Source organism: Bradyrhizobium ottawaense (assembly GCF_900099825.1).
GTDB classification, from domain to species: Bacteria; Pseudomonadota; Alphaproteobacteria; order Rhizobiales; family Xanthobacteraceae; genus Bradyrhizobium; species Bradyrhizobium ottawaense_A.
Genome location: NZ_LT629693.1, coordinates 1752253 through 1768566, shown reverse-complemented (window position 1 = coordinate 1768566; position 16314 = coordinate 1752253). Strand labels below are relative to the sequence as shown.

14 protein-coding genes are annotated in these 16314 nt (G+C 59.6%); 12 read left to right on the top strand and 2 right to left on the bottom strand.

From position 1 onward, the window contains the following. Positions 1-15: 15 nt before the first annotated feature. Positions 16-966 (bottom strand): LysR family transcriptional regulator, encoded by a 951-nt coding sequence (locus BLR13_RS08275; protein ID WP_074825596.1) that lies wholly within the window; start codon positions 964-966, stop codon positions 16-18. Between the two features lie 294 nt (positions 967-1260). Here BLR13_RS08275 and BLR13_RS39985 point away from each other — a divergent pair, with 294 nt between their 5' ends. The 12 genes from BLR13_RS39985 to BLR13_RS08215 all read left to right on the top strand — a co-directional run bounded on the left by BLR13_RS39985 (position 1261) and on the right by BLR13_RS08215 (position 14614). Beyond that, the gene (locus tag BLR13_RS39985; protein ID WP_143039774.1) at positions 1261-1446 is read left to right on the top strand and encodes a hypothetical protein; all 186 of its coding nucleotides are present in this window, start codon (positions 1261-1263) and stop codon (positions 1444-1446) included. Next, positions 1443-2591, top strand: a complete 1149-nt coding sequence (locus BLR13_RS08270) for an ABC transporter substrate-binding protein (RefSeq protein ID WP_074825599.1) — start codon at positions 1443-1445, stop codon at positions 2589-2591. The genes BLR13_RS39985 and BLR13_RS08270 overlap by 4 nt, the downstream gene beginning before the upstream one ends. Positions 2592-2654: 63 nt before the next feature. Continuing rightward, the gene (locus BLR13_RS08265) at positions 2655-3530 is read left to right on the top strand and encodes an ABC transporter permease (protein WP_079586509.1); all 876 of its coding nucleotides are present in this window, start codon (positions 2655-2657) and stop codon (positions 3528-3530) included. Beyond that, complete coding sequence (locus tag BLR13_RS08260; RefSeq protein ID WP_074825604.1) at positions 3527-4321, top strand: ABC transporter permease; 795 nt, start codon at positions 3527-3529, stop codon at positions 4319-4321. Before BLR13_RS08265 ends, BLR13_RS08260 begins: the two co-directional genes overlap by 4 nt. Before the next feature lie 31 nt (positions 4322-4352). After that, entirely contained in the window at positions 4353-5441 is a 1089-nt protein-coding gene (locus BLR13_RS08255; RefSeq protein WP_074825606.1) for an ABC transporter ATP-binding protein, read from the top strand. Between the two features lie 21 nt (positions 5442-5462). Next, positions 5463-6968, top strand: coding sequence for an amidohydrolase family protein (locus tag BLR13_RS08250; protein WP_074831767.1), 1506 nt, complete (start codon positions 5463-5465; stop codon positions 6966-6968). Between the two features lie 661 nt (positions 6969-7629). Next, on the top strand, positions 7630-8811 hold the full coding sequence (locus BLR13_RS08240; RefSeq protein ID WP_074831768.1) for an ABC transporter substrate-binding protein: 1182 nt from the start codon (positions 7630-7632) through the stop codon (positions 8809-8811). Positions 8812-8988: 177 nt separating this feature from the next. Further along, positions 8989-9864 (top strand): branched-chain amino acid ABC transporter permease, encoded by an 876-nt coding sequence (locus BLR13_RS08235; protein ID WP_074831770.1) that lies wholly within the window; start codon positions 8989-8991, stop codon positions 9862-9864. Next, positions 9861-11648 carry a branched-chain amino acid ABC transporter ATP-binding protein/permease gene (locus BLR13_RS08230; RefSeq protein ID WP_074825612.1) on the top strand — a complete coding sequence of 596 codons (1788 nt, stop codon included), beginning with the start codon at positions 9861-9863 and terminating at the stop codon, positions 11646-11648. Before BLR13_RS08235 ends, BLR13_RS08230 begins: the two co-directional genes overlap by 4 nt. Then, the gene (locus tag BLR13_RS08225) at positions 11645-12403 is read left to right on the top strand and encodes an ABC transporter ATP-binding protein (protein WP_074825614.1); all 759 of its coding nucleotides are present in this window, start codon (positions 11645-11647) and stop codon (positions 12401-12403) included. The genes BLR13_RS08230 and BLR13_RS08225 overlap by 4 nt, the downstream gene beginning before the upstream one ends. Before the next feature lie 2 nt (positions 12404-12405). Then, positions 12406-13104, top strand: coding sequence for a cyclase family protein (locus BLR13_RS08220; protein ID WP_074825616.1), 699 nt, complete (start codon positions 12406-12408; stop codon positions 13102-13104). 103 nt (positions 13105-13207) lie between these two features. After that, on the top strand, positions 13208-14614 hold the full coding sequence (locus tag BLR13_RS08215; RefSeq protein WP_074825618.1) for an amidase family protein: 1407 nt from the start codon (positions 13208-13210) through the stop codon (positions 14612-14614). Positions 14615-14936: 322 nt separating this feature from the next. On the opposite strand, the gene tnpA is transcribed toward BLR13_RS08215, so the two are convergent. Beyond that, on the bottom strand, positions 14937-15470 hold the full coding sequence (tnpA, locus tag BLR13_RS08210) for an IS66 family insertion sequence element accessory protein TnpA (protein WP_074825620.1): 534 nt from the start codon (positions 15468-15470) through the stop codon (positions 14937-14939). Positions 15471-16314: the final 844 nt, after the last annotated feature.

The following is a 16314-nucleotide window of genomic DNA, read 5'->3' as shown; positions in this document are numbered from 1 at the left end:
CTCCGCATGAGCCGGTCAGGCCAGCGTCTCCCTGTTAAACTTCTCACCCCGGAGTTTTGCGCGCCAAGTGCCTTGCTCCACCATGTCCGCGATCAGATCCGCCAACACGCGGGCAACCGCCTCGCTTCCACGCGTGTTCATGGTTCTTTGCGAAACCACAACTGCAAGCGTCCATGATGGAACCGGGTCTAGGATCGGGATCGCCACCATCTCCCCCCGCGCCATTTCATCGATAAAAGCAAAGTGTGGCATGATCGCCATGTAGTTTGAATTGCAGACTAGCTTCGCGATGGCAGGCAGACTGTCGCAGTCCTTGACCGCAGGCGTGATATCGTGACGGGCAGCCAGCTGTTCTATCACGGTTCGAAGGACGTTCGGGCGCCCTGGAAGAACGATGGGAAAATCAAACACTTTCCTGAAGGACACGGATTTTCGCTTCGCTATCGGGCTGCTCTTGTGCACGAAAAGCATCAGGTCTTCCGTCATCATCTCTGTCCATGCGACGTGTTCGAAAGCCTTGTGATCGTACAGAAGCGCCACATCGAGACGACCCGCCTGTATGAGTTCGTCAAGATATCCCGTCATTGCTTCGACGAGATGGAACGTCACGTTTGGCAGGCGCTCGGCCATTATCCGAAAGAGCGGGAGCGACAATCCGCGGCAAGCAGATGTCGGCAGTCCGACAGACACCCGGCCTGATGGATCGGATGTCCGCGAGCGCACGGTATCCTTGGCGTGATCGAGTTCCTGAAGAATCCGGCGGGCGTGGTCGTATAGCTGCTGTCCGGGTTCGGTTGCGGTTACGCCTCTTGCGTGGCGTACCAGAAGTTTAACCCCGAGCTCTTCTTCAAGGCTTTTGATTTGCTGACTGAGCGAAGGCTGTGCGATGCGGAGCACTTCAGCGGCGCGAGAGAAATTGCCGCTTTCTGCTATTTGCACGAAGTATTTGAGCTGACGCAGATCCATTTAGCGTTCGTTCCTGATCCAAACATTTGTGGCTGGGCAGTGGCCACTGTCAACATGCTTTCAAAATGTGCATTCGGAAAAACTATTGCCTAGCGATAGAAATAATCTATATAAATCATAAAGGTAAGCATAGATCCTCTGCATCAAATTCGAGCATGGCAAATGCAATAGGTTTTGCCTATGTCTTTCATTGGAATTTGGTCTTTGTTCCAGGAATACGTTTGCCGTTAGCTCGCCGGCGGGAACGAGCGGGACGCTTGAGTTTCGGTCACCAAAGGAGCGGGAGAAGTCGAAATGTTTTCGCAGAGTATGTTCCGCCGCGGAATCGTTGCAGCAGCAGTGCTCGGACTGTGTTCGACGACTAGCTTTGCCCGGCAAGAACCTTGCATCGGCAATTCAGCAGCCATCACTGATCCCGCCGCGTTGGGCGGTCAGGCGATCAAGATGACTGCCGAGATGGCTGGAGGAAGACGACGATGACCGAGTTCAAGATCACCGATCCGCGAGGGCTTCTTCGCACGACGCGACGCGACTTCGTAAAAGGCGCCGGCGCCGTTGCTGCGGCGGCGGCCACCGGCGTCGCCGGAATGGGCTCCGCGTATGCGGACGACAAGGTGCTCAATCTCCTGTCCTGGCCCGGTCACGGCGACCCCGCCTTTGTGAAGCCGTTCGAGGACAAGTACGGCGTCAAGGTCGTGGCCAAGGAATATGTCGGCGGCGAGCCGATGCTCGCGCTGATGAACCAGTCCCCGCCCGGCACTTTCGACGTGGTTCTGGCGGACGCCGAATACATCCACATGCTGCAGGAAGGCAGACTTATCGACGCCTTGAACCCGGCGGACTTCCCGCTCGCCGATTATTGGCCCGAGTTCCAGCATTTCCCGTTGCATTGGGCCGGTGACAATCTCTATTCGGTGATGATCCGATTCGGCTATCTCGGCATGGCCTACCGGAGCGACGCGTTGACGCCTGACGACGTCAAGTCCTACAAGGCGCTCTGGAACCCTAAAGTGAAAGGCAAGGTTGGCTTCTTCGACTGGTACCTACCAACCATGGGCTGCCTCAGCCTATACGACGGCAACAAGCCGCCCTTCGACATCGCCGATCCGGCTTTCGGCAAGCTCAAGAAGACCTTGTTCTCGCTGAAGCCGCAGGAAAGCGGGTTCTACAGCATGGCCGACCAGTTCGCGATGCTAACCAATGGCTCTGCGGCCGTGATCCCCGGCATCGGGGACTGGGTCGTGCTGCTGCTGCAGAAGAACGGCGTTCCGGTCGAGGCGGTGGTGCCTGAGGAGGGCGGCATCCAGTGGACCGAGTCCATGTCGGTCGTGTCGACTTCCACCAAGAAAGATTTGGCGAAGGCTTTCATCCAGTATGCAAGCTCGCCCGAGGGCCAGTTTCGCTCCGCGCGCCTGCCGGCCTACTGGGCATCCATCCCCAACAAGAAAGGATGGGAGCAGATGAACAAGGAAGCTCCCACTGACGCCGTCAAGCTCCGTCACACGTTCGACAAGCGCAATGTCATGGACGAGTACAAGGACGGCAAGATTTTCATCCGGCAAACGCCCCTGAAGCAAAGCATCGAGGCCTGGAACGACACTTGGTCCGAATTCAAGGCCATGTGATCGAGCTGCTCCGAACCCGGCGTTGCGGCCTCCAAGTCGCACGTCATGCTACCGCGGTGCCCGATGACCGACCAAGCCATATCCGAGCGATCGAAGGCCGCGTCGCGTCGCTTCGCCGTCGTGCTCGGCGCGCCGCCTTTGGCTTGGCAGCTCCTGTTCTTCGTCGTGCCGCTCGGCTTCCTGCTCGCGATGACCTTCTGGTCGGTGCGTAATTTCCGGCTGCAGCCCGATTTCACGGTTGCGAACTGGGTGACGATCTTCAAGGCGGACTTCTTCGCCAAAGCTTTCGTCCACACCTTCACGCTGTCGCTCTTGGCGGCCGTGCTGTGCAGCCTGATCGCCTTTCCGGCTGCCTACACGATCGTGTTCCGGGCCAAGTCTGCCACCCGTCGCCTGCTCATCTTCGCGCTGATCGTCCCGTTCTTCACGAGCTTCCCGGTCCGCATCTACTCTATGCAGGTGTTCTTCAGCCCGCCGGGCATCATCAACCATCTGATCGAGCCGTTCGGGTGGGGTCCCGTCCATGTGCTGAACACCTCGACCGGAACAGTGATTGGATTTCTCACCCTGACCTTGCCGCTCGTGGTGCTGCTCCAGACGCTGGCGCTCGGCGGCATCGACAAGAACCTGATCGAAGCCGCCCACAACCTGCGCTGCGGCCGCTTCCGCACCATCCTGACCGTGATCCTGCCCTCAGCCCGCGTCGGCCTCGTGCTGGCGGCGGCCTTCGCCTTTGTGCTGTGCTTTGGCGACTACATCTCACCGCAGCTCCTGGGCGGTTCGAGGCCGCCGACGCTCAGCATCCTGATCGCGGATCAGGTGAAATCCGGGAACAACTGGCCGCGGGCCTCGGTGGTTGCCGTCTCCATGATTGTCACCCTGATGGTGGTGCTCGGCGTCCTGATGCGTATCGCCTACGGTGGAAGGAAGGCGTCGTGAAGGCCCACGATCTTCGCGAGGGGACGCGCGCGGCCGCGCTCGGCGGCTGGACCGCACTGGTGTTCCTGTTTGTGTTCGCTCCGATCGTGTCCACGGTCGTGTTTTCGTTTAACGCCGACCGCTTCCCCAGCCTGCCCTGGGGCGGGTTCAGCCTCGCTTGGTACGCTGCCGTTCTCACGGATGACAGCGTGCGCCGCAGTCTGGTGAACAGCCTGATCGTGGCGGCCGCCGCTGCCGCCATCGCGACCGTGCTTGGTTTTGCTGCGGCCTATGTGGATTACCGGTTCCGCTTTTTTGGCAAGCGGGCCTACATGGCGCTCGCCTCGCTTCCACCCACGGTCCCGGTCGTCATCCTGGGCGTCGCCATGCTGACGTTCGAGGGCAGGATTGGTCTGTCGGGCACGCTCGCGGGCGTGGTGGCGGGCCACGTGGTGCTCTGCTCGCCTTTCGCGATGGCGCTTGTGCGGATGCGGCTCGCCGATCTCGACCGTGACCTGGAGCCCGCTGCCTGGAATCTCGGCGCGAATGCCTGGACGAGCTTGCGCGAGATCGTGATCCCGTTCGCGCTGCCGGCCATCATGGCCTCCCTCTTCATTACGGCCGCAGTCTCGTTCGACGAGTACATGATCGCCTGGTTCGTAAGTGGTCTCAACGAGACGCTGCCGGTGCGCGTGCTGGCGATGCTGCAAGGGCAGGTGAGCCCTCGCATCAACGCGGTCGGCTCCCTGGTGTTCGCGGTCAGCGCGATACTGGTCGTGCTCGCGCAAATTCTGACGAGACGGAAAATCTGATGTCCGGCTGTTTCCCCGAGGACCCGCCGCTATGGCCGTGACCATGTTCGAGCTGCAGGACGTGGCCAAGCGCTACGATAGTCACATCGCGGTCGCGGACGTGTCGCTGACCATCGACAAAGGCGAGTTCGTCGCCCTCATGGGTCCGTCCGGCTGCGGCAAGACCACGACGCTGCGCATGATCGCCGGACTGGACCGCCCGAGCGCGGGCGACATCCGCATGTGGGGCCGCAGCCTCATCGACGATCCGCCATGGGCGCGCGACACGCCGCTCGTGTGGCAGAGCTACGCGCTGTTCCCCTTCCTGTCGGTCCGCCGGAACGTCGAGTTTGGGCTCAAGCAGCGCGGGGCGCCTGCCGCCGTGCGTCGCGCCAAGGCGGACGACTGGATGGGCCGCATGGGGATCACGGAGCTGGCGGACCGCTCGCCCGCCCAATTGTCCGGTGGCCAGCGCCAACGCGTGGCCCTGGCGCGGGCACTGGCCACCGAACCAGAGGTCCTGCTGCTCGATGAGCCCTTGAGCGCGCTCGACCCCCATCTCAAGGTCAAGATGCAGGCCGAACTCGTGCGGCTGCACCGCGAGCTCGGCATCACTTTCATTTGCGTGACCCACAGCCACTCCGAGGCCTTCGCCATGGCGGACCGCGTGGTCATCATGAACGAGGGCCGGGTGCAGCAGGTCGGAACGCCGCGAGACATCTACCGCCGGGCTGGCAACCAGTTCGTTGCGGAGTTTATCGGCGGCAACAACATCCTGCCGGGAGCCGTGCGGTCGGTCGAGGGCGTCCACGTCGTGATCGAGACCGGCGTCGGCCTGATCGCGGCCGAGCCGCAAGGGTCAATCCCGGTTTCGGTGGGCCAATCCACGACTCTGGTGGTGGCGGTCGACCGGATCGCGATCACTCGATCCCAACCGCCGGAGCCCGCCAACATAGTCGCGGCGCGGGTCGCAACGCTGGAATTCATCGGCTCGACCGTCATGGTCTTCCTGGATGCCGCCAATGGCTTCGTGCTGCAGGCGCAGACCAGCCTGCGCGACCTCGAAGCCGCGCCGCTCGCGGTGGGCGACGCGGTGCTGGCGCATTGGTCGCCGCGCGACGGCTACTTTCTCGATCCTTAAATGCGAAAACCGGAGATCAGCATGACCACGTTCATCAAGGGTGCCACTATCCTCGCCATGGGAGGACAACATAGCGCTGAGCCGTTCACGGGCGACGTTTTAGTCGAGGGCGACCGGATCACGGCGATCGGCGCCGCCGTCCAGGCGCCCACCGATGCGACGGTGATCGACGGCGCTGGAAAGCTGGTCATGCCGGGCCTCATGAACGCGCATCTCCATTCCAACGAGGCGCTGTTCAAGGGCCGCTACGACAACATGCCGCTCGAAGTTTGGATGCTGTACTCGTACCCGATCCTCGCGGCCAAGCGCCTGTCCGAGCGGCTCGTCTATCTGCGCAGCATGCTGGTCGCGATCGAGTCGCTGAAGACGGGCGTGACCTGCCTGTCGGATGACCTCTACGAGAGCCCGAAGGCCGAGATGGAGCTCCTGGGCGCGGCCTTCCAAGCCTATGACGACATCGGCATCCGGGCCACCGTCTCGGCCCATGTGGTCGACAAGAACTTTCTCGACACGATCCCATTCACCCGCGAAACGGTGCCGCAACATCTGCAGGACGAGGTCAACAAGCTGTCGCCGCCCACCGTCGACGACTATGTGGGTTTCGTCAAACAGGCGCATGATCGCTATCACGGCCGCTCAGGCCGCCTGCGCTTCATGCTCGCCCCATCGGCGCCACAGCGCTGCACGCCCGAGCTCATGCTGGCGGCCAACGATCTCGCCAAGGAGTGGGGGATCCCGTTCCACACGCATGTAGTGGAAACCAAGGTCCAAGGCGTCACTGGTCCGGCACTCTACGGCAAATCGCTGATGCGCTACATGAACGACCTCGGCCTCCTAAACCCCTGGACCACGATCGCCCATTCGATCTGGGTCAGCGAGGACGATATCGCGCTGATGGGGGCAGCCGGGGTCTCGGTCGTCCACAACACCATCTCGAATCAGAAGCTCGGGGCGGGGATCGCGCCCGTCCGCAGGCTGCTCGAGGCGGGCGTCAACGTGGCGCTCGGTTCGGACGGCATCTGCTCGAACGATACGCCCCGCATGTTCGATGTAATGAAGGCGGCTGGCCTCGCGCATAAGATCAACAACCCGGATTGGTCGCGTTGGCTGACCGCGTCCAAGGTGCTCCACGCCTGCACGCTCGGCGGGGCGCGCTCGGCCTTAATCGAGAAGGAGATCGGCTCGCTCGAGGTGGGCAAGAAGGCGGACCTGCTCATCCTCGACATGCAGACGGTAAACTTCGCGCCGTTGAACGATATTCGGAACCATCTCGTCTATTGCGAGAACGGGTCGTCGATCGAGACGGTGATGGTCAACGGCGAGGTCGTGGTGCAGGACGGCCGGCTCACTAAGGTGAATGAAAAGGCGCTCCTGGCCGAGTTGCGCGCCCTGATGCCGGAATTCCAAGCGTATACCCGTGGCGTTGAAGCCGCGAACCAGCCGTTCGAGCCCGCCTTCGCGGACATCATCCGGCGCTGCTATGGCACCGACCTCGGTTTTACGCGTTGGGCGTCCGACGCCGGGTGAGTCCCGACGAGCCGGGAGATCAGCATCATAGCCGATCCGCCTCGCCGACCGGACCTCGATGGAATTCGCGCAGCGCGTCCGTGAGAGTGCGCTCGCGGTGCTGGTCTCATTGGTTCGACCGCGCAGCACGCTCATCTGAGCGTTCGCGGTCACCGCCATTCGCTGATCCGTGGCGCAAGCCGTTCGGACGTCCGGAGTTGGTCCAGGTCGTGTGAAAACGGGAAGCCGACGTCGCGACGCTCGTGGATGTGCTTCAGAAAACAGAGTTGAGCACGTGCTTCTCTTTGCCTGGCTTTCATCAACATCAAGTTCTTGAAGGATCCGGCACGAAGTATTTGGAGCTGGCGCAAATCCATCGGCGTTCGTTCCTGATCCAAACATTTGCAGGCAGCGGCCACTCACAATGTGCTTTCAAAATGTGCATTCATGAAAACCTATTGCCTAGTTAAAAAAATAATCCATAAAGATCATATAGATACATAGGTGTGGTCTGCATTAAATGCCATCACACCAAATCCAATAGGTTTTACCTATACCGCTCATTGGAATTTGGTCTTTGTTCTGCGAATTCCTTTGCCGTTAGCTCGCCCGCAGAAACAAGCCAGAAAGGCAAGTTTCGGTCATCGAACAAGCGGGAGAATTCGATATGTTTTCGCAGAATATGTTCCGCGGCGGAATCGTTGCCGGAGCAGCAGTGCTCGGACTGTGTTCGACGACTGCCTTCGCCCAGCAAGAGCCGTGCATCGGCAATTCAGCAGCAATCACTGGCCCCGCCGCATTTGGCGGCCAGGCGATCAAGATGGGGGCCGAGACCGCTATCGACGAAATCAATGCCAAGGGCGGCTTGCTCGGCAAGCAGCTTCGCTTGGTCCAATATGATGATGCCGGCGCTCCTCCGCGCGGGGTGGACAATACGCGCCGGATTGCGCTCTCCGACAAATGCGTTGCCATTCTCGGCGGATATCATTCCACGGTCGCGGTCGCACAGGCGGAGCCGGTGAACGAAATCGGCATTCCCTATGTCGGGGTGTTGGCTGCCAACACCAAGGCCATCGAAAACGGCCACAACCCGAACTTCATGTTCCGCGTGTCTGCAAAGGACAAATGGGTCGCTCGCTTCCTCGTGGAACAGGCGCTCAAATCTTCAAAATCCGGAAAGATCGCGTTCCTCTATGAGAACACGGGCTGGGGCAATGGAGCGTTGCCGGACGTGAAGGACGCGATGGCCAAGGCCGGCAAGGATCTCGTCGCCGCGGAGACTTTCAACTGGGGCGATCAGGACATGACCCCTCAGATCATTCGTGCCCGTGATGCCGGTGCGGAACTGGTGTTGGTGTGGGCGCTGGATCGCGAAGGCAATCAGATCTTGCGATCGATGGACAAAGTAGGCTGGAAGCCCACGATCATCAGCGCATGGGGTCTCGCCGGAAATCTCGGTGAGTTGGCAGGACCGCTCGCCAACGGCGTGCAGGTGGTCCAGACCTATACATTCATGGGTGCCATGGATCCGAAGAAGCAGGCGTTGTGGGACAAGCTCAAGGCAAAGTACGGCGTCAAGGATCCGTCGGAGATCAAAATGGGATCGGGCGTCGCCAATGCTTATGACGCTGTTTACATCATCGCGAAGGCGATCGAAAAGGCTGGTTCCTACGATTGGCCGAAAGTCCGCGAAGCGCTTTACAGCGTGAATTACGAAGGTCTCGTTGCCGATTATAAGCCGGCCTTCGACGCTTCCGATCCAGAACGCCAGGACGCGATCCTTCCCAAATATTACAAGCTGACGGTCTGGACCGACAGCAAGCTGCTTCCGATTGAGCAAACCTCTTACGCCAAGACCAACTGACAGCAGTTGAGCCGGTCGGCGGCTGCGAAGCAGCCATCATCAATAATGGGCAGCGCCGGCAGGCGCGCGCCTGGAGCGGCCACCAAGCGCAAGGGGAATTTCGGGACGCGTCTTCCGCATCCTGGACGTCCGCTGACATTACCCTGATCCGAGATTTTCGAGTGATTGACTGAGATCGTGACAGCAGCAATTCAATACATCCTGTCGGGCCTTGCCATCGGAGGCATCTACGCGCTGGTAGGCTTGGGCTTTCACATCATGTGGTCGGCAGCCAAGGCGGTGAATTTTGCGCATGGCGACACGTTGATGCTTGGTGCCGTTCTCGCCGTGCTTGGCGTGGATGTAGGAATACCGCTGGCGGTTGCCTGTCTATTGGCGATTATCGCAGGTGGAATATTCGGGGTGCTGCTTGAGCGCTTTGCCGTGCGGCCATTCGCAGCGACTTCAACCTCGATCGGCTGGATGCTGACCACAATCGCCGTCGGCGTGATGATCGAGGCATTGGCGACGCTGCAGTTTGGCGGCTTTTCACGACCCTTGTCATCGCCTGGCGTGAAGAGTGCCGTTCATATCTTCGGCGCCGGCGTCTATCCGCAGGAACTCGCGATTCCTGTTGTGGCAATCCTTGTGATGGTCGGTTTGAGGCTTATGCAGCGGCATACTTTGATCGGCCGCGCCATGCAGGCGGTTGCGCACGACAAGCGAGCCGCAGCCCTTATGGGCATCAACGTCAACCGCATTGTCGCCTTTTCCTACGGTCTGGCATCGCTGTTCGGCGCGGCTGCCGGTGTGCTGGTGGCGCCCGTGATTCAGGTCTCCGCGAGTATGGGCGCGCTGCTGGGACTCAAGGGCTTCGCGGTCGCGATCATCGGCGGCATCACCAGCGCGCCCGGGATCGTCATTGTCGGGCTGGGCTTCGGGGTCATGGAGAAATTTGTCGAAGGCTATATCTCGACGGCTGCCCGCGAAATCATCGGCTTCGGTGTCATGATCCTGGTGCTGTTGGTCTTTCCGCAGGGTCTGTTCGGCAAACGCGAGGTCCTCAAGGTATGAGATACCTCGTTCCTCTCGGCTTTCTCGTCTTTGCCCTCATCCTTACCGCCGTCCCGCTGATGGCGGCTAACGAATATGCGCTGCGGCTTTTCATGTTGTTTCTGATCTACGGCCTGATTGCAGTGGGTCTGAATGTTCTGGTGGGTCTTACAGGCCTGGTTTCGTTGGGGCAGGCGGGCCTGTTCGCGCTGGGATCCTATACAGGAGCGGTCCTCGCCACGCGGCTCGGCTTTGACATCGTTGCGTCCTGCATCGGCGCGGCAATCCTTTCCGGGGCGTTCGGCGTGCTGCTCGCCTATCCGACGGTGCGGGTCAAAGGCGTCTATCTCGCTGTCGTCACGATCGCTTTCGGCATTATTGTTGAGAACGTCGCCATCGAGTGGCAATCCCTGACCGGAGGCACCACGGGTCTCAGTTCAATTCCGCGGCCAAATGTTTTCGGCATCAAACTCTCAGGCTTTGCTTTCTACGCCGTGCTGGCCGTCACGCTGTTTGTTTTCACGCTGCTCATCCACAATCTGAAAATATCGCGTTACGGGCGGACGATGCTCGCTGTCTCACAAAGCGAGACAGCGTCGCGCGCTCTCGGAATCAATCCTACCGCCATGCGAACGCTGGCTTTCGTGGTGGCGTCCGTGACGGCTGGCATCGCGGGTACCTTTTACGCCTTTCTGAATTCCTACATATCGCCGGATATATTCACATTCTCCGACAGTGTGCGTTTTTTGCTGATGGTGATCCTCGGCGGAGCCGGATCGACCTTTGGGCCGGTGATCGGCGCGTATATTCTGACTTACCTGCCGGAATATCTGCAGCAATTTCAACTCTGGCAAAACTTTGCCTATGGTGCGCTGCTGCTGCTGGTGATGTTCGTGTTGCCGCGCGGCGTTCTCGGCACCTTGCGGCTGGCATTCGATCGATGGCGGCCCGCTGACCCGGTTCCTGATGTTGCGGAAGGTCTACCCGTTGAGACAACGCTACGCCACGATAAGCAAACGTGGACTGCCGAGTTGGTGGCCAATGCTCTTACCGTCCGTTTTGGGGGATTGAGTGCCCTGTCGAATGTCTCGTTGCGCGTGAAAGGCGGTGAGATCCACGCGTTGATCGGGCCGAATGGCGCGGGCAAGTCCACTTTCGTCAACACGATTTCGGGTTTCTATCAGCCCGATGAAGGTCGTTGCGAACTCGACGGCGTCGAACTTACAGGTCGGCGTTCGCTTGAGATCGCGCGGCTTGGGCTCGCGCGCACGTTTCAGAACACGGAACTATTCGGTGAGCTGAGCGTGCTTGAAAACGTCATGGTGGGCTATGACCAGCGCCTGTCCTATGGCCTCGTTCATGCCCTGCTGCGCACCCCGCGCATGCAGCGCGAGGAATTCGAATGCCGCCGGGCCGCGATCGGTCTGCTCGGCTTCGTCGGTCTTTCCCAGTATGCCAACGAGGCCGCGCGTTTCCTGCCCTTCGGTCTGCAACGGCGTCTCGAGATTGCGCGTGCGTTGGCGGGAAAGCCGCGACTTCTGTTGCTCGATGAGCCCGCGGCCGGGCTGACGACGCAGGAAATTGACGACCTCGAAGCGATAGTTCGCAAGATCGCGGGCCTTGGCATCTCTGTGCTGCTGATCGAGCATCATGTCGATCTCATTATGGCTCTGGCGGATACGGTCACGGTGCTGGACTACGGCCAGGTGATTGCCAGCGACGCCCCCGCGGCTATCCAGAACGATCCCCGCGTCATCGAGGCTTATTTCGGAACGCCGCCGGAACGGGCCGAGACCGCCGCATGAGTGAAGTTCTGCTCGAAATCCGGAAGATGGAATTGCGCTACGGCGCCGCTATTGCCGTGCGGGATATCTCGCTGAGCGTCAAACGCGGTCAACTCGTCGCCGTCATCGGCAACAATGGCGCCGGCAAGTCCTCGATGGTGCGAGGCGCCACCGGTCTTGTGTACCCGTCACGCGGACAGGTTTTCTTTCGGGGCCAGGACACCACCGGACTAAGCGCCGATCGCAAGGTGTCGCGCGGATTGGTCATGGTGCCCGAGGGACGTCTGCTGTTTCCGGATCAGACGGTCGAAGACAACCTGGTCCTTGGCGCCTACCTGCATGGCGGCCTTAAGCATAAGGCGTCGCGATCAACTCTGCAAAAAACTCTTGAACTGTTTCCGCGCCTGAAAGAGCGCCTGCATCAACAGGCAGGAAGCCTGTCGGGGGGCGAGCAGCAGATGCTCGCCATCGCACGCGGACTGATGGCTCAACCGGAGTTGCTTATCGTTGACGAACTCTCGCTAGGACTCGCGCCGAAGATCGTCGATCAATTGATAAGGGCGCTCAGCGATCTCAACAAGGAAGGGCTCACCATTGTCCTCGTCGAGCAACTTGCATCATACGCGCTGGCAATCGCCGATTACGGTTTCGTCATCGCCAACGGTCGAATTGCGCGTGAAGGACCGAGTTCGGTGCTGTCTCGCGATCCCGAGGTGATGGAATCGTTCCTCGGCAAGAAGAAGTCAACAAGTTCAACCCCGAAGCCCAAGGAGTAACCATGGCTCAACGCGTGATCGATCTCAGCCTAACTATCGAAGATAACATGCCGGCTCACAAGCTCTTCCAGCGGCCCGTGGTCGCGCTGCACATGAGCCATGAAAGCACCAAGGCGCAAAGCCTTGGCGTACCCGGCGACCCCATGACATTTCAAACCAATTTCATCGCCATGCTCGACCACGTCGGAACACATGTCGACGCTTATCGCCATGTGAATCCGAAGGGAGCCCCGGTCGATGAAATGCCGCTTGAGACCTTCATGGGCAAGGCGCTTTGCTTTGACTTGCAGCACATTCCCGATCTCGGCGACATCACCGTCGCGGATATGGAAGCCGCAGAGAAGAAGGCCGGCGTGAAGGTCGACGGCCACATCGTTCTGTTGTGCACCGGCTTTCACAAGCGCAACTATCCGGGACTGGATTCGGTCTGGAAAAATCCGTTGCTGACGGTCGAGGCTACCAAGTGGCTCTACGATCGCGGATCGAAGATGCACGGCGTGGAGGGACCGTCGACCGATAAGCCCACCGACAACATCTTTGCGCAGCATCGGCTGTGTCGTGATCTCGGCATCAGTCACTGGGAATGGCTGGTCAATCTCGAGGAACTGCTCGGTAAAGGTGAATTCCAATTCTTCGGTGTGCCGCTCAAGTTCAAGGGCGGTTCCGGTTCACCTGTTCGGGCTTTCGCCCTTTTAAACTAACGCCCGCACGCCGAAGGCGCACCCAGTCACTCAAAAGGCTCTTCCGGACAGCCTTGCACGAAGGCTGTCCGGAATTCTTTTTCCGGCCAAGGAGGTGCATCTAATGTCGGCTGAATTCGACACCATGAGCGCGATGGAGATGCGCCGTCGCATTGCGGCCAGGGAAATATCGCCGGTCGAACTGACCCGACGTGCGTTGACGAAAGCCGAAGCAACGCAGTCGACACTTAACGCGTTTTATCTTCTCATGCCGGAGCAAGCTCTCGCTGCGGCAAAAATTGCGGAAGATGCCGTTATGAAAGGTGCGCCGCTCGGCGCCATCCACGGGATTCCATTTTCCGCCAAGGATCTCATGGCGGTCAAAGGCGTTGGTTACGCCTCCGGCTCGCGCACGATGAAATCCAATGTTGCGACGGTCGACGCGCCCGCAGTGGAGCGCGCCAAAGCCGCTGGGGGCATTTTGATCGGCAAGACCACGACGAGCGAGTTCGGGTGCAAGCCAGTCGGAGACAGTCCGCTCACAGGTATCACCCGCAATCCATGGAATCTAGCCAAAACGCCGGGCGGTTCGAGTGCAGGGGCGGCAGCTTCGGTAGCAGCCGGCATCACGCCCTTCGCACTCGGCACGGATGGGGGCGGGTCAGTCCGTATCCCGGCTGCATTCACGGGATTGGTGGGGTTAAAAGGACAATTCGGTCGTGTCCCTGTTTGGCCGACATCCGCAACACCGACGCTCGCTCACGTCGGCCCCCTTGCGAGATCTGTAAAGGACGCTGCGTTGCTTTTTTCGGTCATCGCCGGTCTGGACCGCCGTGACCCGTTCGGAGTCGCCGGGCCTGTGCCGGATGTATTGGGCGCTGCACGCGCATCTGTGACCAACATGAGAATAGCGTACAGCACGACGTTGGGGTACGCGCGGCCGGATCCTGAAGTGGTGAAACTCACTGACCGTGCGGCGCGGATATTTGAGGACCTCGGTTGCGACGTGGAACTCGTTGAAAGCGTCTTTGAAGCCGATCCGGCCGATCTTTGGACGGCGGAATTCTATGCTGGAGTTGGCATTCGGTTGCGATCCTTCATGGAGAATCAGCGTGACCTTCTGGACCCGGCGGTCGCCGAAGTGCTTGAACCGGCGCTGTCGCAAGACATGCGCGACTATTATACCAAGGTGTTTGCCCGCTACGCTTTACGCGAGAATATCCGTACCTTCTTCGAGCGCTACGATCTTCTGATCTCGCCCGTTCTTCCAGTGACGTCACTCAATGTAGGAAAAAATATTCCCGATGCTTTGGACGATAGAAACCTGGTCTCATGGGTTTTCTATACGTATCCGTTCAACCTGACCGGACAGCCTGCCGCATCGGTTTGCGCGGGCATCGCGCCGGACGGCATGCCGGTGGGCCTTCAGATCGTCGGACGATCTTATTGCGAGGACGATGTGGTGCGCGCTGCTGCAGCTTTCGAATTCACGCAGCCTAGTGGCTACAACTTTAGAAAGTTCGGAATCTAAAATTTTTGCCGTGTTAGGCGTTCGAAAGCTTATGAGTTCTTGGCGACTACCGGCGGGAGGAAATTCGGGCCTGTTAGCAAGCCGGCCTCGAATGTCGCAGATGGGGCAAAACAGACTTTCTGCGAATGGCCGCCGCGCAAAGCCGACATTGGAACGAGACCGATGATGGATTGGGCGCTAAAGCAGAGGCGCTACGCCACGCCGCCGAAGATACACCTGCTGGTGATGGTCGCGGCAAGATTGAGAAAACGCCAGTCTTTGACCGGGCTGATCTAGACTAGTACGATGTCGCCCGGCGCCGTCACGCCCGGAGGAAGCAGCGTCACGGCGCGCGCTCCTCGTTGCTCAGCGCCGCATCAGAGGGTGCGTTCGCATCAGTTATCTGCACCGCGACGAACACCGGCGCGGCCGACGGCGTCAGTCCTTGCTTCCAACGGAATAGAACAGGCGCCGCTATCCCATAGCGGCGCTCTACCTCCGAGAGGTTCGCACCCGTCTGCACAGCCTGCTCAAGGATCTGGCGCTTGTCCGCCTCGTTGAACCTCCGCCGATGGCCCTCGCGTGCCGGCGGCACGATGGGACCTGACACCGGCGAGCCGTAAGTCATATGACTAAGCCTATGACTTAGGCTGTGACCAAGGGTGTGACTTAGGTTGCGGCGCCGGTAGAGCAGCTTGGGCGACGGCGGCTGGGGCTCGTCTTTGAACTTCGACCGCCAGTTGCCGAACGCCTTGAGCGGAATCCCCTGAGCCTCGCAATACTCTGGCTGATTCAACTCGCTATGGCGCCACGCCTTATGGTGGGCTCGCCAAAAAGCCTCACCGTAACGCTCACGGGATAGAAGTTTATCGGGCATCTTGCGTCCTCACTTGCAAATTTGTCGGTGAGAACAGATCTCGTCCGAACCTTAAAGAGACAAGTGTGTGAGAAATGGACGCTTACATAGTTGCGGGTTTAATTCCCTGTTACTCAATAAAAATTTCCTGTTCCGTGAAATATTTTCCCTGTTAATTTGCGTAGGGAATTGTACGAGAAATTACTGCAGCACAGCGGGTTTTTGCTACGGAATCGGGCCCTTAAGCGTCAAAATCGCAAAATTCCCTGTAAAAATCCCTGTTAGCAGGGAATCCGGTTGGAGACGGGCGCGATCAGCACTGCGTCGCCAGCCAGGCAGTGCGGCGTTCTGCCGGGCTTCCCAAGAGACGCGAGCATGGGCGGGAAATCCGGGCTTTTCGCGCATTCGATTCCGTCTCTGGCCTCCCGCTTTGCCGAACTTGAGGTGGAAATTGCGGAAAGTCTCCGGCCTTCTCCGCGAATATTCCCGTTTTGGGGAGACTATGAGCGGAGACTCCTCGCCTGATTCTCTCGCGCTAAGGATTCGGGGGTTCCCTCCAACAAAGGATTGAATTCCGCCGGCGGCGGCTAGGGCACGGCAAGTTTGCGCGACGGAAGGCGCTTTTCCAGTTCGAATTCTCTCCTTGATCCGGTGAAGCTGAACGCGGACCCAGATTTCGGCGCCGAGATCTGAGGGGGGCGTTTTCGATAGTTTTTGACGGCCCGGGGCTCGTCTGGCGGAGTTGTTCATTTAGAATCATCCACGCCCTAATCGATGAGCGAACAAGGTGTTCCCCCAACTCGTACATGTTTTGGTAGTGATTCTCCTAGTAGTAGAGATTCGCGTACTGAGCGGTTATGGAACG